General features: G+C 66.0%; 23 protein-coding genes and 1 tRNA gene. 19 read left to right on the top strand and 5 right to left on the bottom strand.

From position 1 onward, the window contains the following. Window positions 1-423, bottom strand: a complete 423-nt coding sequence (locus AC1RQF_RS23200) for a DUF3619 family protein (protein ID WP_274004170.1) — start codon at window positions 421-423, stop codon at window positions 1-3. Next, window positions 420-983: an RNA polymerase sigma factor gene (locus tag AC1RQF_RS23195; RefSeq protein ID WP_274004339.1), complete on the bottom strand. Its 564-nt coding sequence runs from the start codon at window positions 981-983 to the stop codon at window positions 420-422. Before AC1RQF_RS23195 ends, AC1RQF_RS23200 begins: the two co-directional genes overlap by 4 nt. A gap of 356 nt (window positions 984-1,339) precedes the next feature. Here AC1RQF_RS23195 and AC1RQF_RS23190 point away from each other — a divergent pair, with 356 nt between their 5' ends. The 6 genes from AC1RQF_RS23190 (at window position 1,340) to AC1RQF_RS23165 (ending at window position 8,310) form a co-directional block, all read left to right on the top strand. Beyond that, the gene (locus AC1RQF_RS23190) at window positions 1,340-3,103 is read left to right on the top strand and encodes an acetolactate synthase 3 catalytic subunit (protein WP_274004169.1); all 1,764 of its coding nucleotides are present in this window, start codon (window positions 1,340-1,342) and stop codon (window positions 3,101-3,103) included. A gap of 96 nt (window positions 3,104-3,199) precedes the next feature. After that, the gene (gene ilvN / locus AC1RQF_RS23185; RefSeq protein WP_160926171.1) at window positions 3,200-3,691 is read left to right on the top strand and encodes an acetolactate synthase small subunit; all 492 of its coding nucleotides are present in this window, start codon (window positions 3,200-3,202) and stop codon (window positions 3,689-3,691) included. A gap of 96 nt (window positions 3,692-3,787) precedes the next feature. After that, window positions 3,788-4,804: a ketol-acid reductoisomerase gene (gene ilvC / locus AC1RQF_RS23180; protein WP_492873052.1), complete on the top strand. Its 1,017-nt coding sequence runs from the start codon at window positions 3,788-3,790 to the stop codon at window positions 4,802-4,804. 120 nt (window positions 4,805-4,924) lie between these two features. Continuing rightward, window positions 4,925-5,572 carry a phosphatidylserine decarboxylase gene (locus tag AC1RQF_RS23175; protein ID WP_274004164.1) on the top strand — a complete coding sequence of 216 codons (648 nt, stop codon included), beginning with the start codon at window positions 4,925-4,927 and terminating at the stop codon, window positions 5,570-5,572. A 16-nt stretch (window positions 5,573-5,588) separates the two neighbouring features. Further along, window positions 5,589-6,458, top strand: coding sequence for a CDP-diacylglycerol--serine O-phosphatidyltransferase (pssA, locus tag AC1RQF_RS23170; protein WP_274004162.1), 870 nt, complete (start codon window positions 5,589-5,591; stop codon window positions 6,456-6,458). Between the two features lie 307 nt (window positions 6,459-6,765). After that, on the top strand, window positions 6,766-8,310 hold the full coding sequence (locus tag AC1RQF_RS23165; RefSeq protein WP_274004159.1) for a 2-isopropylmalate synthase: 1,545 nt from the start codon (window positions 6,766-6,768) through the stop codon (window positions 8,308-8,310). 93 nt (window positions 8,311-8,403) lie between these two features. Here the strand turns inward: AC1RQF_RS23165 and AC1RQF_RS23160 are convergent, their stop codons facing one another. From AC1RQF_RS23160 to AC1RQF_RS23150, 3 genes are all read right to left on the bottom strand, one after another. Beyond that, on the bottom strand, window positions 8,404-9,936 hold the full coding sequence (locus AC1RQF_RS23160) for a SulP family inorganic anion transporter (protein WP_274004158.1): 1,533 nt from the start codon (window positions 9,934-9,936) through the stop codon (window positions 8,404-8,406). 29 nt (window positions 9,937-9,965) lie between these two features. Continuing rightward, window positions 9,966-10,610 (bottom strand): carbonic anhydrase, encoded by a 645-nt coding sequence (locus AC1RQF_RS23155; RefSeq protein ID WP_274004156.1) that lies wholly within the window; start codon window positions 10,608-10,610, stop codon window positions 9,966-9,968. A gap of 423 nt (window positions 10,611-11,033) precedes the next feature. Then, a complete protein-coding gene (locus AC1RQF_RS23150) occupies window positions 11,034-11,534 on the bottom strand; it encodes a hypothetical protein (RefSeq protein ID WP_274004155.1) in 501 nt (166 codons plus the stop codon). 145 nt (window positions 11,535-11,679) lie between these two features. Between AC1RQF_RS23150 and AC1RQF_RS23145 the strand changes: the two genes are divergently transcribed. From AC1RQF_RS23145 to nuoF, 13 genes are all read left to right on the top strand, one after another. After that, window positions 11,680-12,939: a branched-chain amino acid ABC transporter substrate-binding protein gene (locus AC1RQF_RS23145; RefSeq protein WP_274004338.1), complete on the top strand. Its 1,260-nt coding sequence runs from the start codon at window positions 11,680-11,682 to the stop codon at window positions 12,937-12,939. Between the two features lie 107 nt (window positions 12,940-13,046). Further along, window positions 13,047-13,316, top strand: a complete 270-nt coding sequence (gene rpsO, locus AC1RQF_RS23140) for a 30S ribosomal protein S15 (RefSeq protein WP_274004153.1) — start codon at window positions 13,047-13,049, stop codon at window positions 13,314-13,316. A 299-nt stretch (window positions 13,317-13,615) separates the two neighbouring features. Continuing rightward, a complete protein-coding gene (pnp, locus tag AC1RQF_RS23135; RefSeq protein WP_492873051.1) occupies window positions 13,616-15,760 on the top strand; it encodes a polyribonucleotide nucleotidyltransferase in 2,145 nt (714 codons plus the stop codon). 110 nt (window positions 15,761-15,870) lie between these two features. Then, a complete protein-coding gene (locus tag AC1RQF_RS23130) occupies window positions 15,871-16,905 on the top strand; it encodes an NAD(P)H-quinone oxidoreductase (RefSeq protein WP_492873050.1) in 1,035 nt (344 codons plus the stop codon). Between the two features lie 45 nt (window positions 16,906-16,950). Then, window positions 16,951-17,754, top strand: a complete 804-nt coding sequence (gene tpiA / locus AC1RQF_RS23125) for a triose-phosphate isomerase (protein ID WP_274004149.1) — start codon at window positions 16,951-16,953, stop codon at window positions 17,752-17,754. Window positions 17,755-17,837: 83 nt separating this feature from the next. Continuing rightward, window positions 17,838-18,218 carry a preprotein translocase subunit SecG gene (gene secG, locus AC1RQF_RS23120; protein ID WP_274004147.1) on the top strand — a complete coding sequence of 127 codons (381 nt, stop codon included), beginning with the start codon at window positions 17,838-17,840 and terminating at the stop codon, window positions 18,216-18,218. Between the two features lie 112 nt (window positions 18,219-18,330). After that, window positions 18,331-18,415 (top strand) — tRNA-Leu (locus AC1RQF_RS23115). A gap of 154 nt (window positions 18,416-18,569) precedes the next feature. After that, a complete protein-coding gene (locus AC1RQF_RS23110) occupies window positions 18,570-18,929 on the top strand; it encodes an NADH-quinone oxidoreductase subunit A (RefSeq protein WP_274004145.1) in 360 nt (119 codons plus the stop codon). Window positions 18,930-18,992: 63 nt separating this feature from the next. Further along, complete coding sequence (locus AC1RQF_RS23105) at window positions 18,993-19,472, top strand: NuoB/complex I 20 kDa subunit family protein (protein ID WP_274004143.1); 480 nt, start codon at window positions 18,993-18,995, stop codon at window positions 19,470-19,472. Between the two features lie 21 nt (window positions 19,473-19,493). Then, a complete protein-coding gene (locus AC1RQF_RS23100; RefSeq protein ID WP_274004140.1) occupies window positions 19,494-20,096 on the top strand; it encodes an NADH-quinone oxidoreductase subunit C in 603 nt (200 codons plus the stop codon). A gap of 9 nt (window positions 20,097-20,105) precedes the next feature. Then, the gene (locus AC1RQF_RS23095) at window positions 20,106-21,359 is read left to right on the top strand and encodes an NADH-quinone oxidoreductase subunit D (RefSeq protein WP_274004138.1); all 1,254 of its coding nucleotides are present in this window, start codon (window positions 20,106-20,108) and stop codon (window positions 21,357-21,359) included. Between the two features lie 155 nt (window positions 21,360-21,514). Then, window positions 21,515-22,000 carry an NADH-quinone oxidoreductase subunit NuoE gene (nuoE, locus tag AC1RQF_RS23090; RefSeq protein WP_252983720.1) on the top strand — a complete coding sequence of 162 codons (486 nt, stop codon included), beginning with the start codon at window positions 21,515-21,517 and terminating at the stop codon, window positions 21,998-22,000. Continuing rightward, on the top strand, window positions 21,997-23,307 hold the full coding sequence (gene nuoF / locus AC1RQF_RS23085; protein ID WP_274004135.1) for an NADH-quinone oxidoreductase subunit NuoF: 1,311 nt from the start codon (window positions 21,997-21,999) through the stop codon (window positions 23,305-23,307). The genes nuoE and nuoF overlap by 4 nt, the downstream gene beginning before the upstream one ends. Window positions 23,308-23,346: the final 39 nt, after the last annotated feature.

Below are 23,346 nucleotides of genomic sequence, written 5' to 3'. Positions count from 1 at the left end.
TTAGTGGCTGTGAGACAGGTACGCGTTGAACCCGTGGTCGAGATACGCGTCGAGGGGCAGGTTGTCGCTCAACATGGCCGCGTCGATGTCCGCAAGCTCCGCCGTGCGCTGCTGATCTTCCCAGTAGGCGATCCCGACCAGGCCGGCGAGCAGGAGCGCGAGCGGCCAGGCGCGCAGCAGCCGGCGCCCGAGCGAGGCCGGGCGCGGCGCTTCGCCGAACGGCAGGCCGAGCGTGCTGGCGCCGCCCGCGAACGCGGGCACCAGCACCAGCGCCGCCTCGGGCTTCCTGCGCGCGAGCGCGGCGCGGCGCGCTCGCGCGAGGCGCTCGGCGGTCGACGCGGGCAGCGCGGCAGCCTGCTCGTCGAGCGCGCGGCGCACCTTCAGGGCGAATTCGAGTTCTTTCGTAGCGGGAGCGGAGCTCATAGCGTGATTCCTTTGGCCTTGAGCGCTTGCGCCAGCGCATGAGTGGCTCGGGAGCAATGCGTCTTGACGCTGCCCTCGGAGCACCCCATGGCGGCGGCTGTCTCGGCGACATCCATATCTTCCCAATAACGCATCAGGAACGCTTCCCGTTGACGCGCCGGAAGCTTCTGGATCTCGCCGTCGATCAGCGCGAGCACCTGCTCCCGTTCGAGGCGGGTTTCGCTGCTTTCGACGCCGGCGCCGCCGTCCTGCGCCTCGAGGGTTTCGAGCGGGTCGAATTCGTCGTCGTCGGTGTTGTTCAGCGACGAGAACAGGCTGACCCACGTATTGCGCACCTTCTGGCGGCGGAAATAGTCGTGGATCGCGTTCTGGAGGATCCGCTGAAAAAGGAGCGGCAATTCACCGGCCGGCCGGTCGCCGTATTTTTCCGCGAGCTTGATCATCGCGTCCTGCACGATATCGAGCGATGCGTCGTCGTCGCGCACGGCGTAAGCAGCCTGCTTGAACGCGCGCCTTTCGACGCCCGCGAGGAAGTCGGCGAGTTCCTTGTCTGATGCCATTCCGTGAAAGGTCTGCGCTCTCGCGTCCGCGGCGAATAGGTCGAAAAATTCAGTAAAACTGGCGGATGCTAACAAATTTTGGGCCGGAGGGCATCCCGATCAGCGCGCGGCGGGCCCGGGTCCGGCCCCACGGCCCGTCCGGCAAGGGTTCCGGGCCCTTGATGCAGTGCGGGATTTTGTGCTTGACCAGCCGCGTGCGAGCCGCTATCGTTGCCAGTTCGCAACATAAGTGATGGTCACATTTGAGGCAGGCCCAAGAAGCCCGCCATTCAACTGGACGCGCCGCTTGAACCTGAGCCACAAGCCCAGCAGAGAGCACCCGATCAATTTTTTGCCGAAAATTTGAAAGGTTCAAGATGAACATGCCCAGCGCGGAATTCTCCACGTCGGAACCCCTTTCCCCTACGCAAACCGGCTCGATTGGCGCCACCGTGCTGATGAAGGCACTGGCCGACGAACAGGTCGAATTCGTCTGGGGATATCCCGGCGGCTCGGTTCTCTATATCTACGACGAGCTGTACAAGCAGGACAAGATCCAGCACGTGCTGGTGCGCCACGAACAGGCGGCCGTGCACGCGGCGGATGCCTATGCGCGCTCCACCGGCCAGGTCGGCGTCTGTCTCGTCACTTCCGGCCCCGGCGTCACCAACGCGGTCACCGGCATCGCCACCGCCTACATGGACTCGATCCCGCTCGTCGTGATCAGTGGCCAGGTGCCGACCGCCGCGATCGGTCAGGATGCATTCCAGGAATGCGACACGGTCGGCATCACGCGCCCGTGCGTGAAGCACAACTTCCTCGTGAAGGACGTGCGCGACCTGGCCGAAACCGTCAAGAAAGCGTTCTATATCGCCCGTACCGGCCGTCCCGGCCCGGTGCTGATCGACATCCCGAAGGACATCTCGAAGACCCCGTGCGAATACACGCCGGTCAAGAGCGTCGCGCTGCGTTCGTACAACCCGGTCACGAAGGGCCATTCGGGTCAGATCCGCAAGGCCGTGTCGCTGCTGCTGTCGGCCAAGCGGCCGTACATCTACACGGGCGGCGGGATCATCCTCGCCGATGCGTCGCGCGAGCTGAACCAGTTCGTCGACCTGCTCGGCTACCCGGTCACCAACACGCTGATGGGCCTGGGCGGCTATCGCGCGTCGGACCGCAAGTTCCTCGGCATGCTCGGCATGCACGGCACCTACGAAGCCAACATGGCGATGCAGCACTGCGACGTGCTGATCGCGATCGGCGCGCGCTTCGACGACCGCGTGATCGGCGATCCGGCGCACTTCGCGTCGCGGCCGCGCAAGATCGTCCACATCGACATCGATCCGTCGTCGATCAGCAAGCGCGTGAAGGTCGACATCCCGATCGTCGGCGACGTGAAGGAAGTGCTGAAGGAACTGATCGAGCAGCTGCAGACGGCCGACCACGGCCCGGACACCGAGGCGCTCGCGCAATGGTGGAAGGACATCGAGGGCTGGCGCGCGAAGGACTGCCTGAAGTTCGACCGCGAGAGCGAGATCATCAAGCCGCAGTACGTGGTCGAGAAGGCGTGGGAGCTGACGGGCGGCAACGCCTTCGTGTGCTCCGACGTCGGCCAGCACCAGATGTGGGCGGCGCAGTTCTACCGCTTCAACCAGCCGCGCCGCTGGATCAACTCGGGCGGCCTCGGCACGATGGGCTTCGGCCTGCCGGCGGCGATGGGCGTCAAGATGGCGCACCCGGACGACGACGTGCTGTGCATCACCGGCGAAGGCTCGATCCAGATGTGCATCCAGGAGCTGTCGACCTGCAAGCAGTACGACACGCCCGTGAAGATCATTTCGCTGAACAACCGCTACCTGGGCATGGTGCGCCAGTGGCAGCAGATCGAATACAGCAAGCGCTATTCGCATTCGTACATGGATGCGCTGCCGGATTTCGTGAAGCTCGCCGAGGCCTTCGGCCACGTCGGGATGCGGATCGAGAAAAGCGCGGACGTCGAGCCGGCGCTGCGGGAAGCGTTGCGTCTGAAGGATCGCACCGTGTTCCTCGATTTCCAGACCGATCCGACCGAGAACGTCTGGCCGATGGTTCAGGCCGGCAAGGGCATCACCGAGATGCTGCTCGGGTCGGAAGACCTGTAACGGCGCGCCGCGCCGCCGCGCCCGCCTTCACGAAGGGCGGGCCGCCGGGGCGCGGGCGAATCTGGCGAGTCGAGAATGAACCGGGAACAAGCGAACATGAGACACATCATTTCCGTGCTGCTGGAAAACGAACCGGGCGCGCTGTCGCGCGTCGTCGGCCTGTTTTCCGCGCGAGGCTACAACATCGAAACCTTGACGGTGGCGCCGACCGAAGACCAGTCGCTGTCGCGGCTCACGATCGTTTCCATTGGCTCCGACGACGTGATCGAACAGATCACGAAGCATCTGAACCGCCTGATCGAGGTGGTGAAAGTGGTGGACCTGACCGACGGTGCCCACATCGAACGGGAGCTGATGCTGATCAAGGTCAGGGCAGTAGGCAAGGAGCGCGAGGAGATGAAGCGGATGGCGGACATTTTCCGCGGCCGCATCATCGACGTGACCGAGAAGACCTACACGATCGAATTGACGGGCGCGAGCGACAAGCTCGACGCATTCATCCAGGGGCTGGACGCCAGCGCGATCCTCGAGACCGTGCGTACCGGCAGCTCCGGCATCGGCCGCGGCGAGCGCATCCTGAAGGTGTGACGCCCGCCGGATCGTACGAAGCCGGGCAAACCGTCGTGTCCCGGTCGCAGCACCCCATTTGATTTGAACCATTACTGAATAAGCGAAGGAACCATCATGAAAGTTTTCTACGACAAAGACGCTGACCTCTCCCTCATCAAGGGCAAGCAGATCACGATCATCGGCTACGGCTCGCAAGGCCATGCGCACGCGCTGAACCTGAAGGACAGCGGCGTGAACGTGACGGTCGGCCTGCGCAAGGGTGGCGCGTCGTGGAGCAAGGCCGAGAACGCGGGCCTCACGGTGAAGGAAGTGGCGGAAGCGGTGAAGGGCGCCGACGTCGTGATGATGCTGTTGCCCGACGAGCAGATCGCCGAGGTCTACGCGAAGGAAGTGCACGCGAACATCAAGCAGGGCGCAGCGCTCGCGTTCGCGCACGGCTTCAACGTCCACTACGGCCAGGTGATCCCGCGCGCGGATCTGGACGTGATCATGATCGCGCCGAAGGCGCCGGGCCACACCGTGCGCGGCACCTACGCGCAGGGCGGCGGCGTGCCGCACCTGATCGCGGTCGCGCAGGACAAGTCGGGCGCGGCGCGCGACATCGCGCTGTCGTACGCGGCGGCGAACGGCGGCGGCCGTGCCGGCATCATCGAGACCAACTTCCGCGAAGAGACCGAAACCGACCTGTTCGGCGAACAGGCCGTGCTGTGCGGCGGCGCTGTCGAGCTGATCAAGGCCGGCTTCGAGACGCTGGTGGAAGCGGGCTACGCGCCGGAAATGGCGTACTTCGAGTGCCTGCACGAACTGAAGCTGATCGTCGATCTGATCTACGAAGGCGGCATCGCGAACATGAACTACTCGATCTCGAACAACGCCGAGTACGGCGAGTACGTGACCGGCCCGCGCGTCGTCACGGAAGAGACGAAGAAGGCGATGAAGCAGTGCCTGCACGACATCCAGACGGGCGAGTACGCGAAGAGCTTCATTCTCGAGAACAAGGCCGGCGCGCCGACGCTGCAGTCGCGCCGCCGCCTGACCGCCGAGCACCAGATCGAGCAGGTCGGCGCGAAGCTGCGCGCGATGATGCCGTGGATCGCGAAGAACAAGCTCGTCGACCAGTCGAAGAACTAAGCGATCGAACACATCCGACCCCCGGAAACGGAGGGTCGGCATCAAAAAGCCGCCCAAAGGCCGCAGTGCCGCGGGCGGCTTTTGCTATCCTACGGGCTTTGCAATTCAAAGAACCACTCCATGAACTACCCTCATCCGATCATCGCGCGCGAAGGCTGGCCGTTCATCGCGATCGCCGCCGCCGTTGCGCTGTTGGTCCAGGCTGTCTTCGGGTTCGGCCTCGTCGCCTTGCTGTTCTGGCTGCTGCTCGCCTTCGTGGTGCAGTTCTTCCGCGATCCCGCGCGGCCGATTCCGTCGCAGGCCAACGCGGTGCTGTGCCCGGCCGACGGCCGGATCGTCGCGGTGGAAACGACGCGCGATCCGTACGCCGATCGTGACGCGCTGAAGATCAGCGTGTTCATGAACGTGTTCAACGTGCACTCGCAGCGTTCGCCGGTCGACGGCGCGATCAGCAAGGTCCAGTATTTCCCGGGCGCGTTCCTGAACGCCGATCTCGACAAGGCGTCGACCGACAACGAGCGCAACGCGGTCGTGATCCAGACGGGCAGCGGCCATACCGTGACGTCGGTGCAGATCGCGGGCCTCATCGCGCGCCGGATCCTCTGCTACGTGCGCGCCGGCGAGCCGCTCGCGCGCGGCCAGCGCTACGGGTTCATCCGATTCGGTTCGCGCGTCGACGTGTATCTGCCGCTCGGCAGCCGGGCGCGGGTGTCGATCGGCGAAAAGGTGTACGCGTCGTCGACGATTCTCGCCGAACTCGAACAGTAAGCGGCGAGGAGAGTCGATGGCAGCATTCAAACCGCGTCGCCCGCGCAACAGCAACGGTCCGTTGCCGCGCTCGTTCCGCCATAACAAGACGGTCGCGCAGGAGGCGGTGCCCGAGAGCCGGCGCGCCGCGCGCCAGCGCTTCCTGAGGACGCGCGGGATCTACCTGCTGCCGAACGCGTTCACCACCGCCGCGCTGTTCTGCGGTTTCTTCGCGGTCGTGCAGGCGATGAACGTGCGCTTCGAGACCGCCGCGATCGCGATCTTCGTCGCGATGGTGCTCGACGGGATGGACGGGCGGGTCGCGCGGATGACGCACACGCAAAGCGCGTTCGGCGAGCAGTTCGACAGCCTGTCCGACATGGTGTCGTTCGGCGTCGCGCCCGCGCTCGTGATGTACGAGTGGGTGCTCAAGGACCTCGGCCGCTGGGGCTGGCTCGCCGCGTTCGTCTACTGTTCGGGCGCGGCGCTGCGGCTCGCACGCTTCAATACGAATCTCGGCGTGGTCGACAAGCGCTTCTTCCAGGGGCTGCCGAGCCCGGCCGCGGCGGCGCTGATCGCGGGCTTCGTGTGGCTCGCCACCGACAACCGGGTGCCGGTCCAACTCGGCTGGCTGCCCTGGGTCGCCTTCGCGCTGACCGTCTACGCGGGCGTGACGATGGTGTCGAACGCGCCGTTCTACAGCGGCAAGGCGCTCGATGTCCGGCACCGCGTGCCGTTCGCGGCGATCCTGCTGGTGGTGGTCGCGTTCGTGCTGGTGTCGTCGGACCCGCCGCTGATGCTGTTCGGCCTGTTCGTGCTGTACGGCCTGTCGGGTTACGTGTTCTGGGCCTACATGGCGGTGCGGGGCCGCGCCAATCCGGCGCGCTCATCGCAGCGCGAGCACTGACCCCGATTGTTTCCTGCCTGAACGGCGGCCCGCGCGGCCGCCGTTTTTCATGGCGCCGCCGGCCGCGCGATTTCGGGGTGGAGCCGATTGCGCGCTTCGCGGAATGCCGCTATATTCTTCGGCATGACTGCCTTTTCCCGCCTGTCCCTTCTTCCTGCTGGTGCGCTGCTAGGCGCGCTAGCGCTAGCGCGCGTGCCGCGCTGACCGTTTTCGCCCTCCGTCTGCCTCGTCTGTTGTTGAGCGTCGCCAGCGGTGGCGCGAACTTCATTACGTTTGTGCTATCCCCAACAAGCCTCCTGGAGTCCCCATGACAGACAAACTGATCATTTTCGATACGACGTTGCGCGACGGCGAGCAATCGCCCGGGGCGTCGATGACGAAGGAAGAGAAGATCCGCATCGCGAAGCACCTGGAACGGATGAAGGTCGACGTGATCGAGGCGGGCTTCGCGGCCAGCTCGAACGGCGATTTCGACGCGATCCAGACGATCGCGTCGCAGGTCAAGGACAGCACGATCTGCTCGCTCGCGCGCGCCAACGACAAGGACATCCAGCGCGCGGCCGATGCGCTGAAGCCCGCGAACCGCTTCCGGATCCACACCTTCATCGCGACTTCGCCGCTGCACATGGAGAAGAAGCTGCGGATGACGCCCGACCAGGTGTTCGAGCAGGCGCGCCTCGCGGTGCGCTTCGCGCGCAAGTTCACCGACGACATCGAATTCTCGCCGGAAGACGGCAGCCGCTCGGACCTGGATTTCCTGTGCCGCGTGCTCGAGGCCGTGATCGCGGAAGGCGCCACCACCATCAACATCGCCGACACGGTCGGCTACGGCGTGCCGGAGCTGTACGGCAACCTCGTCAAGACGCTGCGCGAGCGCATCCCGAATTCGGACAAGGCGATCTTCTCGGTGCACTGCCACAACGACCTCGGGATGGCGGTGGCGAATTCGCTCGCGGGCGTGAAGATCGGCGGCGCGCGTCAGGTCGAGTGCACGATCAACGGTCTCGGCGAGCGCGCGGGCAATACCTCGCTCGAGGAAATCGTGATGGCCGTGAAGACCCGCAAGGATTACTTCGGCCTCGATCTCGGCATCGACACCACGCAGATCGTGCCGGCCTCGAAGCTCGTATCGCAGATCACGGGCTTCGTCGTGCAGCCGAACAAGGCGGTGGTCGGCGCGAACGCGTTCGCGCATGCGTCGGGCATCCACCAGGACGGCGTGCTGAAGGCGCGCGACACCTACGAGATCATGCGCGCGGAAGACGTGGGCTGGACCGCGAACAAGATCGTGCTCGGCAAGCTGTCGGGCCGCAACGCGTTCAAGCAGCGGCTGCAGGAGCTCGGCATCGCGCTCGACAGCGAAGCGGACCTCAACGCGGCGTTCATGCGCTTCAAGGATCTGGCGGACCGCAAGTCGGAGATCTTCGACGAGGACATCATCGCGATCGTCAACGAAGAGGCGTCGCTCGCGCAGGCCCAGGAGCGCTACAAGTTCGTGTCGCTCGCGCAGCATTCCGAGACGGGCGAGCAGCCTCAGGCGAAGGTCGTGTTCTCGGTCGACGGCGCGGAAGTGAGCGGCGAGGCACGCGGCAACGGGCCGGTCGACGCCACGCTGAACGCGATCGAGAGCGAGGTCGGCAGCGGCTCCGAGCTGCTGTTGTACTCGGTCAACGCGATCACCACCGGCACCCAGGCGCAGGGCGAGGTGACCGTGCGGCTGTCGAAGAGCGGCCGGATCGTCAACGGCGTCGGCACCGATCCTGACATCGTCGCGGCGTCGGCCAAGGCGTATATCGCGGCGCTCAACAAGCTGCACGCGAACGTCGACAAGCTGAACCCGCAGCGTTCCTGACGTCGGCCGCGCCGGCTCACGAGCCGGCGTGACGCCATGACAACGCCCCCGCGCGACGCAAGCCGCGCGGGGGCGTTTTGCTTGGACGCGCCGCTATTGCGCGCTCGGACGGCGGTGCCAGCGTCCGCCGCGCCGCTGCGCACTCGGCGCATGGCGGAACTCGACGACGATGCCGCGCGCGGGCGCGGCCGCGACGAAGGCGTCGAGCAACTCGCGCACGTCGTGGTCGATGTAGTCGGCGCGGGTGGCGTCGATGGTCAGTACCGCGTGGTCGGGGATCTGCCGCAGGTCGTGCTTGACCTGGACCTTGCCGAGGAACGACACGTCCTTGCGGAACGTCAGCAGGTAGTGATCGTCGTGCTGGGCGAGCGTGGCGGGGCTGCGCAGGTTCGCCAAGGCGACGACGAGCACGCTGCACACGAGCCCGAGCGCGATGCCGAACAGCAGGTCGACCGCGAGCACGCCGCCGATCGTCGCGACGAACGGCAGGAACGCGCCGGGCCCTTGCTTCGCGACCGCCGCGAACAGCGACGGCTTCGCGAGCTTGATGCCGGTGTGGATCAGGATCGCCGCGAGGCTGGCGAGGGGAATCAGGTTGATGAGGCCCGTCAGCGCGAACACGCTGACGAGCAAGAGGATGCCGTGGATGATCGCGGACATGCGGCTTTGCGCGCCGGCGTTGACGTTGACCGAGCTGCGCACGATCACCGAGGTGATCGGCAGGCCGCCCATCACGCCTGCGACGAGGTTGCCGATGCCCTGCGCCTTGAGTTCGCGATCGGGTTCCGACGGGCGGCGCTTCGGGTCGATTTGTTCGACCGCTTCCAGGCTCAGCAGGGTTTCGAGACTGGCGACCACGGCCAGCGTGATCGCGACGCGCCAGACATCGGGATTCCACAGCTGCTTGTAGTGCGGGCCGAGGTCGGCGCCGCGCAGCGCGTCGCCGAGCGCGGCGAACGAGGCGAGTTCGGGCAGCGCGACCCGATGTTCGGCGAGCGGCGCGAGGGACGGCGCGACGAAGCCGAGCGCGAGCGTCGCGCCGATGCCGACCAGCACGACGGCGAGCGGCGCGGGCACCGCGCGGATCAGCGCGAAGCGTCGCAGCGCGCGGGTTTCCCAGGCGACGAGCAGCGCGAGCGAGACGATCGCGAGCGTCGCCGCGGTGAGGGTGGCGTGCGTGATCGACATCGCGCTCGCGCCGCCGGTGAGGCCGAGCGCGAACGGCGCCTGCTTGACGATCAGCAGGATGCCGATCGCGGCGAGCATGCCCTTGATCACGGGGGACGGCACGTAGGCGGCGAGCTGGCCTGCCTTGAGCATCCCGAAGCCGTACTGGATCACCCCCGAGAGCAGCACGGCGACGAGGAACGCGGAAAAGCTGCCGAGCTGCGCGATGCCCTCGACGACGATCACGACGAGGCCGGCGGCGGGGCCGCTCACGGACAGCGGCGAGCCGCTCAGGAACGCGACGACGAGGCCGCCGACAATGCCGGAGACGAGGCCCGCGAAGGGCGCGACGCCCGACGCGTTGGCGATGCCGAGGCAGAGCGGGAGCGCGACGAGGAACACGACGACGCCGGCGACGAAGTCGCGCGGAAAGGTGGCGAAAGCGGTGCGTGGATTCATGGTGGCCGAGGAAGAAAGGGGGAGGCGGGTCAGGACAGCGCGGGCGCGGCTTCCGCCTGGGCGGCGGCGTGCGGTGCGACGGCGCGGGCGGGGTAGCCGGATGTCAGCTCCTTCAGGCGGCCGTCCGCCAGCGAAAAGATCCAGCCGTGCACGAGCGGCGCGGGGTCGCTGTCGCGGATGATCGCGGCGTCGCGCAGCGCGCGCACCTGCTCCAGCACGTTGAGTTCGGCGAGCCGGTCGGCGGCCTGGTCGGACGGCAGCGGGTCGAGTTCGCCGCGATGGCGCGCGGCCAGCGCGCACAGCGGCGCGATCCGGCGGTTCACGTGCGGCAGCGCGGGCGAGGGCGGCAGCAGCGAGGCGCGCACGCCACCGCAGCCGTAGTGGCCGCAGACGATCACGTGGTCGACCTTCAGCACGCGCACCGCGTACTCGAGCACGCTGGCGCAGTTGTCGTCGTCGGGCTGGAACAGGTTCGCGATGTTGCGGTGGACGAACAGCTCGCCGGGCGCACTGTGGGTGATGGTTTCCGCCGGCACGCGGCTGTCGGCGCAGCCGATCCAGAGGACGCGCGGATTCTGGCCGCGCGCGAGCGTGTCGAAGAAGTCGGGCGCGCGTTCGGCCGTTTCGCGGGCCCAGGCGATGTTGGCAGCGAGCATGCTCTTGGGACGGTTCATGAGGATTCCTTCATAATGAATCGGAAATATCCGACAGCCGGCGTCGTTAAAACCCAATACCTTTCTAAATTGAAAGGTGGTCGATGGGTGATATTAGGGGTTTGTCTTATTCAAGAGTTCGAATTGAAACATTCTGTTTCAATTTATCGCGGTGATTGTTTGCATTTGCACCGGAATTGGCGCGGCGGTGGCGAAAGCGAGCGCGGGACGCACCATACTGGCGATCGGAGGGCGGTGGCGCGCATGCCGGTGGGACGGGCGTCTCACGCTGGTTCGCGCACAGGCGCGCGGCTGCACAGGCGCGCGGCATGACGGCGGTATGAAAATAAAATAACAAAAAAGCCATTTAATCGCGGCAAGGGTAAATCTTGCCTGATTAAATGGCTATTTCTATCCAAATGTCACCGATGGGCGGAAAATATTTCAGAAAAGCGTACGGCGGTCGGGATCGTGCAGCGGATCCGGCGTTTTCTGCGTCAGGCGCAGGATGCCCTGGTCGTCGAAATAGAAGCTGTAAAGCATGTACCAGACGTTGTCTTCCAGGTAGCGGTAGGTCCAGGTCTCGCGCTTCATCAGCGGGAAGTAGGCGGTCTCGACCGGGCGCCCGAAGTTCACGAGCACGTCGGTTTTCGTCCACTTGCCGATTTCCGCGCGATAGAACTCGTTCGGCTGCAGCACTTGACGCACGTTGACGATCTTGCCGCTCGCGTCGACATCGGCCGCCGTCGTGACCTCGCCCATCGGCTGGGTCGGCCACATCAGCCGCTTGCCGCCGTTCGGCAGATCGTAGATCTCGCGCGGCGGACCCATGCGCGCGACGATCGCCGACTGGTCCTGGCCGGCCTGGAACTGCTGCCACGGCTGCGCGCAGCCGGCGAGAAGCGCGGCGGCGCAGGCGAGCAGGACCGGGAGGCGGATGAGCATAGGAATCTCCATGACACGGGATATCCGACGTTTTATCACGCCCGGCGCGCGCCGGCGCACGCCGCGCGCGGAAAAGCCGCAAAAGCGCGGCGGGGTATGATCCGCGCTTCGTGAATCGAGAGGGAGTGGCGCGATGCAACGATGGATGCGGGCGGTGGCGGCCGCGTGGACGGCCTGCGCGCTGTTGGCGCCGTGGGCAGCGAGCGCGCAGGCGGCGGGCGAGCCGGTCAGGCTCGCGCTCATCGAGGGCATGTCGGGGCCGTTCGCCAACGCGGGCGCCGCGGTGGAGCGCAATCTGCGTTTCGGCGTCGAGCGCGTGAACGCGCGGGGCGGCGTGAAGCTGCGCGACGGCATGCATCCGCTCGAACTCGTGGTGTTCGACAGCAAGGGTGGCGTCGAGGAGGCGCTGGTCCAGTTGCGCGCGGCGCGCGACCGGCAGATCGGCTTCGTGATGCAGGGCAACGGTTCGGCGGTGGCGGCGGCGCTCGTGACCGCGCTCGCGCGCCAGAATGCGCGCGACCCCGCGCATCGCGCGCTGTTCCTCAACTACTCGGCCGACGATCCGGCGCTGACGGGCAGCGCGTGCAGCTTCTGGCATTTCCGCTTCGATGCGCACGCGGGGCTGCGGATGGATGCGCTCGTCGACGTGCTGGCGGGCGACCGCGCGGTGCGCAAGGTCTACCTGCTGAACCAGGACTACAGCTTCGGGCGCGACGTCAGCGCGCTGGCCCGCGCCGCGCTGAAGGCGCGGCGGCCGGACATCGCGGTGGTCGGCGACGAGTTCCATCCAATCGGGCGGGTCAAGGATTTCGCGCCGTATGTCGAGAAGATCCGCGCGGGCGGCGCCGACGCGGTGATCACCGGCAACTGGGGCAACGACCTGACGCTGCTCGTCAAGGCGGCCCGCGAGCAGGGGCTCGACACCCGCTTCTATACGTTCTACGGCAACAGCCTCGGCGCGCCGGCCGCGCTGGGCGACGCCGGCGTGCGGCGCGTGCTGGCGGTGGCCGACTGGCACCCGAACGCGGGTGGCGCGCAGTCGGACGCGTTCTACCAGGCGTTCCGCGCGCGTTTCCCGGCAGCCCAGGACGACTACCCGGTGCGGCGCATGAGCGAGATGGTGGAGATGCTGGCCGCCGCGATGTCGAAGGCGGGCAGCGCCGATCCCGTCGCCGTGGCGCGTGCGCTCGAGGGGATGCGTTTCGACGACGGCTTCCACCCGGTGCGGATGCGCGCGGCTGACCATCAACTGATTCAACCCCTTTATGTCATGCAGATGGACAAGGCGGGCACGCGCGGCGTGCGCTTCGACAACGAAGGGTCGGGTTATGGTTTCCGAACCGTGCTGGCGGTGCCGCCGACGGAGGCGGCCGCGCCGGCCGCGTGCGTGATGCAGCGGCCCTGAAAGGCGGGCGTGGCCGGGCGGGGGACTTATGCTACAATGCCCGCCGGTTGTAAGTCACGGCACGGCCTTTCTTCCGTGTCCGCCTGTTTAGTCTGAAAGGAAATCACATGTCTGTTGCTGATATCAAGAAGTCGGAAGTCGTTTCTCAGTTTGCCCGCGCCACCAACGACACGGGGTCGCCCGAAGTCCAGGTCGCGCTGCTGACCGCGCGCATCGTGGAACTCACGGGTCACTTCAAGACCCACGCGAAGGACCACCACAGCCGTCGTGGCCTGCTGCGCATGGTGAGCCGTCGCCGCAAGCTGCTCGACTACCTCAAGGGCAAGGACGCCGACCGTTACCGCGCGCTGATCGAGAAGCTGGGTCTGCGTAAGTAAGCGGGGCGAACGCCTCCAGCAAGATGCCTGTGTCAGTCCGCTGATGCAGGCATTTTGTTTTTGCGCGGTACGCAGCGTGATCCGTACCGCGGGGTCCGCGCCGGGCAACCGGCCGCGGGTCCAAGCGGCCAGGTTCCAGGGTTGAGCTTTGTGTCATTCCAGCGCGCCGCACGTGTCGGGCGCCGCGCTGGAATGGCATAAAAAACACACCTCTTCCCATACGGCCTGGGCGCGACGCCGCCGCGCCGGCCAGGCGCCGCGCGCGGCGAATCGAGATGAACGAACAACAAGGAGCGACCATGTCTCTGTTCAATAAAGTCGTGAAGGAATTCCAGTGGGGCCAGCACAAGGTGCGCCTCGAAACCGGTGAGATCGCCCGTCAGGCAGGCGGCGCCGTGATCGTCGACATCGAGGACACCGTGGTGCTCGCGACCGTCGTCGGCGCGAAGTCGGCGAAGCCGGGCCAGGATTTCTTCCCGCTGACCGTCGACTACATCGAGAAGACCTACTCGGCCGGCAAGATCCCGGGCGGCTTCTTCCGTCGCGAAGGCCGTCCGTCGGAGCACGAGACCCTGACCTCGCGCCTCATCGACCGTCCGCTGCGCCCGCTGTTCCCGGAAGGCTTCTACAACGAAGTGCAGGTGGTCATCCACGTGCTGTCGGTGAACCCGGAAGTGCCGGCCGACATCCCCGCGCTGATCGGCGCGTCGGCTGCGCTGGCCGTGTCCGGCCTGCCGTTCAACGGCCCGGTCGGCGCCGCGCGCGTCGCCTACATCGATAGCCAGTACGTGCTGAACCCGACCCGCGCGCAGATCAAGGCGTCGCGCCTCGACCTCGTGGTCGCGGGCACCGAGCGCGCCGTGCTGATGGTCGAGTCGGAAGCCGACCAGCTGCCGGAAGACGTGATGCTGGGGGCCGTGGTGTTCGGCCACGAGCAGATGCAGGTCGCGATCGACGCGATCCACGCGCTGGTGCGCGACGGCGGCAAGCCCGAGTGGGATTGGCAGCCGGCGCCGAAGAACGAGGCGCTGATCGCCCGCGTGACTGAGCTGGCGCAGCCGGCGCTGCTCGTCGCTTACCAGATCCGCGACAAGCAGGCGCGCTCGGCCAAGCTGAAGGAAGCCTACGCGGCGACCTCGGCGAAGCTCGAGGAAGAAGCGCTGGCAGCCGGCACGGCAGCGGCCGACAAGGCCACCGTCGGCAACGTGCTGTTCGACATCGAGGCGAAGATCGTCCGTTCGCAGATCCTGAACGGCGAGCCGCGCATCGACGGCCGCGACACGCGCACCGTGCGTCCGATCGAGATCCGCACGGGCGTGCTGCCGCGCACCCACGGTTCCGCGCTGTTCACGCGCGGCGAGACGCAGGCACTCGTCGTCGCGACGCTCGGCACCAAGGGCGACGAGCAGATCATCGACGCGCTCGAAGGCGAATACCGCGAGCGCTTCATGCTCCACTACAACATGCCCCCGTTCGCGACCGGCGAAACGGGCCGCGTCGGCTCGCCGAAGCGTCGCGAAATCGGCCACGGCCGCCTCGCGAAGCGCGCGCTGGTCGCGTGCCTGCCGAGCGCCGACGAGTTCGGCTACTCGATCCGCGTGGTGTCGGAAATCACCGAATCGAACGGTTCGTCGTCGATGGCGTCGGTGTGCGGCGGCTGCCTCGCGCTGATGGACGCCGGTGTGCCGATGAAGGCGCACGTCGCGGGCATCGCGATGGGCCTGATCCTTGAGGGCAACAAGTTCGCGGTGCTGACCGATATCCTCGGCGACGAAGATCATCTCGGCGACATGGACTTCAAGGTGGCCGGCACGGCCGAAGGCGTGACCGCGCTGCAGATGGACATCAAGATTCAGGGCATCACCAAGGAAATCATGCAGGTCGCCCTCGCGCAAGCGCAGGAAGGCCGCATGCACATCCTCGGCAAGATGACGGCCGCCGTGTCGGGTGCGAACACGCAGCTGTCGGAGTTTGCGCCGCGCATGATCACCATCAAGATCAACCCGGAAAAGATCCGCGACGTGATCGGCAAGGGCGGTTCGGTGATCCGCGCGCTGACCGAGGAAACCGGCACGACGATCGACATCTCCGACGACGGCGTCGTGACCATCGCGAGCACGAGCAGCGAAGGCATGGCCGAGGCGAAGAAGCGCATCGAGAACATCACGGCCGAGATCGAAGTCGGTCAGGTGTACGAGGGCACGGTCCTCAAGCTGCTCGATTTCGGCGCGATCGTGAACCTGCTGCCGGGCAAGGATGGCCTGCTGCACATCTCGGAAATCGTCAACGAGCGTGTGAAGGACATCAATGACTACCTGAAGGAAGGCCAGCAGGTGAAGGTCAAGGTCATCCAGACGGACGAGAAGGGTCGGGTCCGCCTGTCGGCGAAGGCGCTGCTGAACGAAGCGGCCGGCTCGCACGACGGCACGCCGCCGCAGCAGTAAGCGGCGCATCGACGGCCGGTGACGCACGCGCGCACCGGCCGTTTTTCTTGCAGGATGGATGGGTGTGCGCCGGCTGCGACGCACACCCATCCCGCTTCTGGAGCCACAGCATGAAAGCGATCGAAATCACCGAATTCGGCGCGCCCGAGGTGTTGAAGCTCGCCGAGCGCCCGCGCCCCGATCTCAAGCGCGGCGAAGTCCTGATCAAGGCGGCGGCGTCGGGCGTGAATCGCCCTGATGTGTTTCAGCGCAAGGGCGCGTATCCCCCGCAGCCGGGCGTCTCCGATCTGCCGGGGCTCGAGGTGGCGGGCGAGATCGTCGACGGCGACCTGTCCGATCCGGCCGCGAACCCGTTCGGCCTGAAGCGCGGCGACCGCGTATGCGCGCTCGTCGCGGGCGGCGGCTACGCGGAATACGTCGCGGCGCCGCTCGCGCAGTGCCTGCCGGTGCCCGCGGGGCTCACGGACCTCGAGGCGGCGTCGCTGCCGGAGACGTTCTTCACGGTGTGGAGCAACGTGTTCGATCGCGCGGCGCTGGGCGCGGGCGAGGGCGGCCCGCACGAGACGCTGCTCGTGCAGGGCGGCTCGAGCGGGATCGGCGTGACGGCGATCCAGATCGCGCATGCGCTGGGCTTCCGGGTGTTCGCCACCGCGGGCAGCGACGACAAGTGCCGGGCGTGCGAGCGCCTCGGCGCGGAGCGTGCGATCAATTACCGCACCGAGGATTTCGTCGAGGTCGTGAAGGCGCTGACCCAGGATCGCGGCGTCGACGTGATCCTCGACATGGTCGCGGGCAGCTACGTGCCGCGCGAACTGAGCGCGCTCGCCGACGGCGGCCGGCTGGTGCTGATCGCGCTGCTCGGCGGCGCGAAGTCCGAGGTGAATCTCGGCGAGATTCTGCGCCGGCGCCTGACGGTGACCGGGTCGACGCTGCGGCCGCGTCCGGTCGAATTCAAGGCGCGGATCGCCGCGCAGCTGCATGAGCGCGTGTGGCCGCTGCTGGCCGACGGGCACATCAAGCCCGTGATCTACCGGACCTTCCCGGCCGAGCAGGCGGCCGATGCGCACGCGCTGATGGAGAGCAGCGAGCATGTCGGCAAGATCGTGCTGGAATGGGGGGGCGAACGCTTGACAGGGCCGGTTTGACCGGTTCCTGGGCCGCGCAGTAAAATCGCAGGTTTGCTTCGCCGGATGAACCCGACGGCCGGCCCTGCCGGCATGTCCATGACGAGACGAACGATGTCGAAACAAAGAACCAAGCGGGTGATCGGCAACTGGAAGATGCATGGCCGCCTCGACGGCAACCAGGCATTGCTGGACAGTGTCGCGCAAGGCGCGCTCGCGGTGCCGGACAGTGTGGCCGTCGGCGTATGCGTGCCGTTCCCGTATCTCGCGCAGGCGTGCGGGCGGCTGCAGGGCGGCCGCGTCGCGGTGGGCGCGCAGGACGTGTCCGCGCACGAACAGGGCGCGTACACCGGCGAAGTCGCCGCGGGCATGGTGGCCGAATTCGGTGCGGCCTATGCGCTCGTCGGTCACTCCGAGCGGCGCGCGTATCATGGCGAAACCGATGCGGCGGTCGCGGCGAAGACGCAGCGTGCGCTCGCGGCGGGCCTGACGCCGGTCGTGTGCGTCGGCGAGACGCTCGAAGAGCGCGAGGCCGGCGTGACCGAGCAGGTGGTCGGCACGCAGTTGGACGCGGTGCTGGCGGTGTTGTCGACGGACGAGGCGGCGCGCATCGTGGTGGCCTACGAACCCGTCTGGGCGATCGGCACCGGCAAGAGCGCGACGTCCGACCAGGCGCAGCAGGTGCATGCGTTCCTGCGCGCGCGTCTCGAGGCGAAGGGCGTGGCGCACGTGTCGCTGTTGTATGGCGGCAGCGTGAAGGCCGACAACGCGGTCGAGCTGTTCGGCCAGGCGGACATCGACGGTGGCCTGATCGGCGGCGCGTCGCTGAAGAGCGACGATTTCCTGGCGATCTGCCGGGCCGCGGGCTGATGCGGGCCGTGTCCGCAGCATAGTGAATGAATCCAGGCGGTCGGCGCGTGCCGGCCGCTCAAACCCCAACTCAGGTGAGAGTGATGCCGTATCTGAAAGTACTGATTATTGTGGTGCAGCTGCTGTCCGCGCTGGGCGTGATCGGCCTTGTGCTGCTGCAGCATGGCAAGGGCGCCGACATGGGCGCGGCGTTCGGCAGCGGGGCGTCGGGCAGCTTGTTCGGCGCGACCGGTTCCGCGAACTTCCTGTCGCGCACCACCGCGGTTCTCGCGACCATCTTCTTCATCGCGACGCTCACGCTGACCTACCTCGGCTCCTACAAGTCCGCGCCGTCGGTCGGCGTGCTGGGCGGTGCGGCCACGACGGCGCCTGCATCGGCTGCTGCCGCGTCGCAGCCGGCTGCCGCATCGGCTGCCGTCGCGACGTCGAGCGCCTCCGCGCCGGGTCAGGACGTTCCGAAATAAAAGTTTAAAAAAATCGGATTTGTGCGTTGAACAATTTGGAAAGCCGGGTTAGAATTTAATTCTTGAAGCGATTCGCGGGACGCAAGAAGTTCTCTCCCGGGTTGCATGCAGTGCCGACGTGGTGAAATTGGTAGACACGCTATCTTGAGGGGGTAGTGGCGAAAGCTGTGCGAGTTCGAGTCTCGCCGTCGGCACCAAAGTTACTCAATGCCAGCCGCTTCGTGTGGGCTGGCATTTTTCATTTGTGGCGTATGCTTGCGGATGTCTTGGGATCGCAGGCACTCCGAAATGATCCTTTCTCCGGAAGGTGTTATTCTCCGGAGCGCTCAGACCAACCGATAGAGGAAAGCCTTGAACCTCGCAGCCTATTACCCCGTCTTGTTGTTCATTCTCGTGGGCGCCGGATTAGGCATAGCGCTGGTCAGCATCGGTAAGCTTCTCGGCCCCAACAGGCCCGACTCTCAAAAGAATTCCCCATACGAGTGCGGCTTCGAAGCGTTCGAAGACGCGCGCATGAAGTTCGATGTGCGTTACTACCTCGTCGCCATCCTGTTCATCATCTTTGATCTCGAGACCGCGTTCCTGTTTCCGTGGGGCGTCGCCCTGCGCGACATCGGCTGGCCCGGGTTCATGGCAATGATGATTTTCCTGCTCGAATTCCTGCTGGGCTTTGCGTATATCTGGAAGAAGGGTGGCCTCGACTGGGAGTGACGGGTTCAATCGCCGGTTTGCATGGGCGGGCCCTGCCTGCCGCCTGTCTGGAGTGGAAAGCAAATGAGTATCGAAGGGGTCTTGAAGGAAGGTTTTGTCACCACCACGGCTGACAAGCTGATCAACTGGACGCGCACCGGCTCGCTGTGGCCGATGACGTTCGGTCTCGCGTGTTGTGCGGTCGAGATGATGCATGCGGGCGCGGCCCGCTACGACCTGGATCGGTTCGGCGTCGTGTTTCGCCCGAGCCCGCGCCAGTCGGACGTGATGATCGTCGCGGGCACGCTGTGCAACAAGATGGCGCCCGCGCTGCGCAAGGTGTACGACCAGATGGCCGAGCCGCGCTGGGTGATCTCGATGGGGTCGTGCGCGAACGGCGGCGGCTACTACCACTATTCGTATTCGGTGGTGCGCGGCTGCGATCGCATCGTGCCGGTCGATGTCTACGTGCCCGGATGTCCGCCGACGGCGGAAGCGTTGGTCTACGGCGTGATCCAGCTGCAAGCGAAGATCCGCCGCACCGCCACCATCGCCCGTCAATAAACGCCCCGAGCACCCCACAATATGGCAAGCAAAATCGAGACCCTCAAAGCGAACCTCGACGCCGCGCTCGGCGCGCGCGTGGTGAGCCTGACCGAGTCTGTCGGCGAGCTGACGCTCGTCGTGAAGGCGGGCGACTACCTCGAGGTCGCGACGCAATTGCGCGACGACCCCACGCTCGGCTTCGAGCAGTTGATCGACCTGTGCGGCGTCGACTATCAAACCTACGGTGACGGCGCCTACGACGGCCCGCGCTTCGCGGCGGTGCTCCAACTGCTGTCGGTGTCGAACAACTGGCGGCTGCGCCTGCGCGTGTTCGCGTCCGACGACGATCTGCCGATCGTCGCCTCCATGGTGAACGTGTGGGCCTCGGCCAACTGGTACGAGCGCGAGGCGTTCGACCTGTACGGCATCGTGTTCGAAGGCCATCCGGACCTGCGCCGGATCCTGACCGACTACGGCTTCATCGGTCACCCGTTCCGCAAGGATTTCCCGGTTTCCGGCTACGTCGAGATGCGTTACGACCCGGAAGAGAAGCGCGTCGTGTACCAGCCGGTGACGATCGAGCCGCGCGAAATCACGCCGCGCGTGATCCGCGAGGATCGCTATGGCGGTCTGAAACATTAAGAGGGCGCCATGGCAGAAATCAAGAACTACACGCTCAACTTCGGTCCGCAGCACCCGGCCGCGCACGGTGTGCTGCGCCTCGTGCTCGAACTCGATGGCGAAGTGATCCAGCGCGCCGACCCGCACATCGGCCTCCTGCATCGCGGGACGGAAAAGCTTGCCGAGGGCAAGACCTTCATCCAGTCCGTACCCTACATGGATCGTCTCGACTACGTGTCGATGATGGTCAACGAACACGGCTACGTGATGGCGATCGAGCGGCTGCTCGGCATCGAGGTGCCGGAGCGCGCGCAGTACATCCGCGTGCTGTTCGATGAAATCACGCGCGTGCTGAACCACCTGATGTGGATCGGCGCGCACGCGCTCGACGTCGGCGCGATGGCGGTGTTCCTGTACGCGTTCCGCGAGCGCGAGGACCTGATGGACGTCTACGAGGCGGTGTCGGGCGCGCGCATGCACGCGGCCTATTACCGTCCGGGCGGCGTCTATCGCGACCTGCCGGACGCGATGCCGCAGTACAAGGCGTCGAAGATCCGCAACGAGAAGGCGCTCGCACGCATGAACGAGGCGCGCCAGGGCTCGGTGCTCGACTTCATCGAAGATTTCTTCAATCGTTTCCCGACCTGCGTCGACGAATACGAAACGCTGCTGACCGACAACCGGATCTGGAAGCAGCGTCTCGTCGGGATCGGCGTGGTGACGCCGGAGCGTGCGCTGCAGCTCGGCCTGACGGGCCCGATGATCCGCGGTTCGGGGATCGCATGGGACCTGCGCAAGAAGCAGCCGTACGAAGTGTACGACCGCCTCGATTTCGATATCCCGGTGGGCGTGAACGGCGACTGCTACGACCGCTACCTGGTTCGCGTCGAGGAAATGCGCCAATCGACCCGCATCGCGAAACAATGTATTGATTGGCTGCGCAAGAATCCGGGCCCGGTGATGATCGACAATCACAAGGTTGCACCGCCGTCGCGCGTCGGCATGAAGACCAACATGGAAGACTTGATTCACCACTTCAAGCTCTTCACCGAAGGTTTCCACGTGCCGGAAGGCGAGGCGTACGCCGCCGTCGAACATCCGAAGGGCGAGTTCGGCATCTATCTCGTGTCGGACGGCGCGAACAAGCCGTACCGGCTCAAGATCCGCGCGCCGGGCTATGCGCATCTGGCCGCGCTCGACGAGATGGCCCGCGGCCACATGATCGCCGATGCGGTCACGATCATCGGCACGCAGGACATCGTGTTCGGCGAGATCGACCGTTAAGGAGCGGCGCCGCCCCGGTCGGGCGGCGCCGCGAATCACCGGCGATGCGCGCTGCGCCCTCGCCAGCTGTCAATAGTGAGCGCCAGGTCTGCCGTCCGTACCCCCAAGTCGGCAGGTTGTTCGTTCGGTAGGAATTGAAAGAGTCGTGTCTGAAAATGATCTCAGCTGAAGGCCTGAAAGAAATCGATCGCGCGTTGACGAAGTATCCCGCCGATCAGAAACAGTCCGCCGTGATGTCGGCACTGGCCGTCGCCCAGGAAGAGCACGGCTGGCTGTCGCCCGAACTGATGCAGTTCGTCGCGGACTATCTCGACATGCCGGCCGTCGCCGTGCAGGAAGTCGCGACGTTCTACACGATGTACGAGCTGCAACCGGTCGGCAAGCACAAGATCACGCTCTGCACGAACCTGCCGTGCCAGCTCGGCCCGGACGGCGGTGCGGAAGCGACCGCGGCTTATCTGAAGCAGAAGCTCGGTATCGGTTTCGGCGAAACCACGCCCGACGGCAAGTTCTCGCTGAAGGAAGGCGAGTGCTTCGGTTCGTGCGGCGACGCGCCGGTGCTGCTGCTGAACAACCACAAAATGTGCAGCTTCATGAGCCGCGAGAAGATCGACCAGCTGCTTGAGGAGCTCTCGAAATGACGTCCCTCCACGATCGTCACATCAAACCGCTGATTCTCGCCGGCCTGAACGGCGACAACTGGCATCTCGAAGACTACGTCGCGCGCGGCGGCTACCAGCAGCTGCGCCGCATCCTCGAGGAAAAGATTCCGCCCGAGCAGGTGATCGCCGACGTCAAGGCGTCGGGGCTGCGCGGCCGCGGCGGCGCAGGCTTCCCGACCGGCCTGAAGTGGAGCTTCATGCCGCGCCAGTTCCCGGGGCAGAAGTACCTCGTCTGCAACTCGGACGAAGGCGAGCCGGGCACGTTCAAGGACCGCGACATCCTGCGCTGGAATCCGCACGCCCTGATCGAGGGCATGGCGATCGGCGCGTACGCGATGGGCATCACGGTCGGCTACAACTACATCCACGGCGAGATCTTCGAGGTCTATCGCCGTTTCGAGGCGGCGCTCGACGAAGCGCGCCGCGCCGGCTTCCTCGGCGAGCGCATCATGGGCTCCGAGTTCTCGTTCGAGCTGCATGCGCACCATGGCTATGGCGCGTACATCTGCGGCGAGGAAACCGCGCTGCTCGAATCGCTCGAAGGCAAGAAGGGCCAGCCGCGCTTCAAGCCGCCGTTCCCGGCGAGCTTCGGCGTGTACGGCAAGCCGACCACGATCAACAACACCGAGACGTTCGCCGCGGTGCCGTTCCTGCTGAGCATCGGCCCGCAGAACTACCTCGAACTCGGCAAGCCGAACAACGGCGGCACGAAGATCTTCTCGGTGTCGGGCGACGTCGAGCGTCCGGGCAACTACGAAGTGCCGCTCGGCACGCCGTTCGCGACGCTGATGGAGCTGGCGGGCGGGATGCGCGGCGGCAAGAAGATCAAGGCGGTGATCCCGGGCGGGTCGTCCGCACCGGTGGTGCCGGGCGATCTGATGATGCAGACCGACATGGATTACGACGCGATCGCGAAGGCCGGCTCGATGCTCGGCTCGGGCGCGGTGATCGTGATGGACGAGACGCGTTGCATGGTCCGTTCGCTGCTGCGCCTGTCGTACTTCTATCACGAGGAATCGTGCGGCCAGTGCACGCCGTGCCGCGAAGGCACGGGCTGGCTGTGGCGCGTCGTGAACCGGATCGAGCACGGCGAGGGTCGCAAGGAAGATCTGGACCTGCTGAACTCGGTCGCCGAGAACATCATGGGCCGCACGATCTGCGCGCTCGGAGATGCGGCGGCGATGCCGGTGCGCGGGATGCTCAAGCACTACTGGGACGAGTTCGCGTATCACGTCGAGCACAAGCACTGCATGGTCGGCGGCCACGCGCACGCGGCGGCGGCCTGAAGCGGAACCCGGTTGCGGATATCGAGCGCGCGGTCGAGC

The sequence above is a fragment of the Burkholderia sp. GW821-FHT14F03 genome (assembly GCF_058803765.1).
The sequence above is the reverse complement of the archived record's forward strand: the minus strand, read 5'-3'. Positions and strand labels throughout refer to the sequence as shown.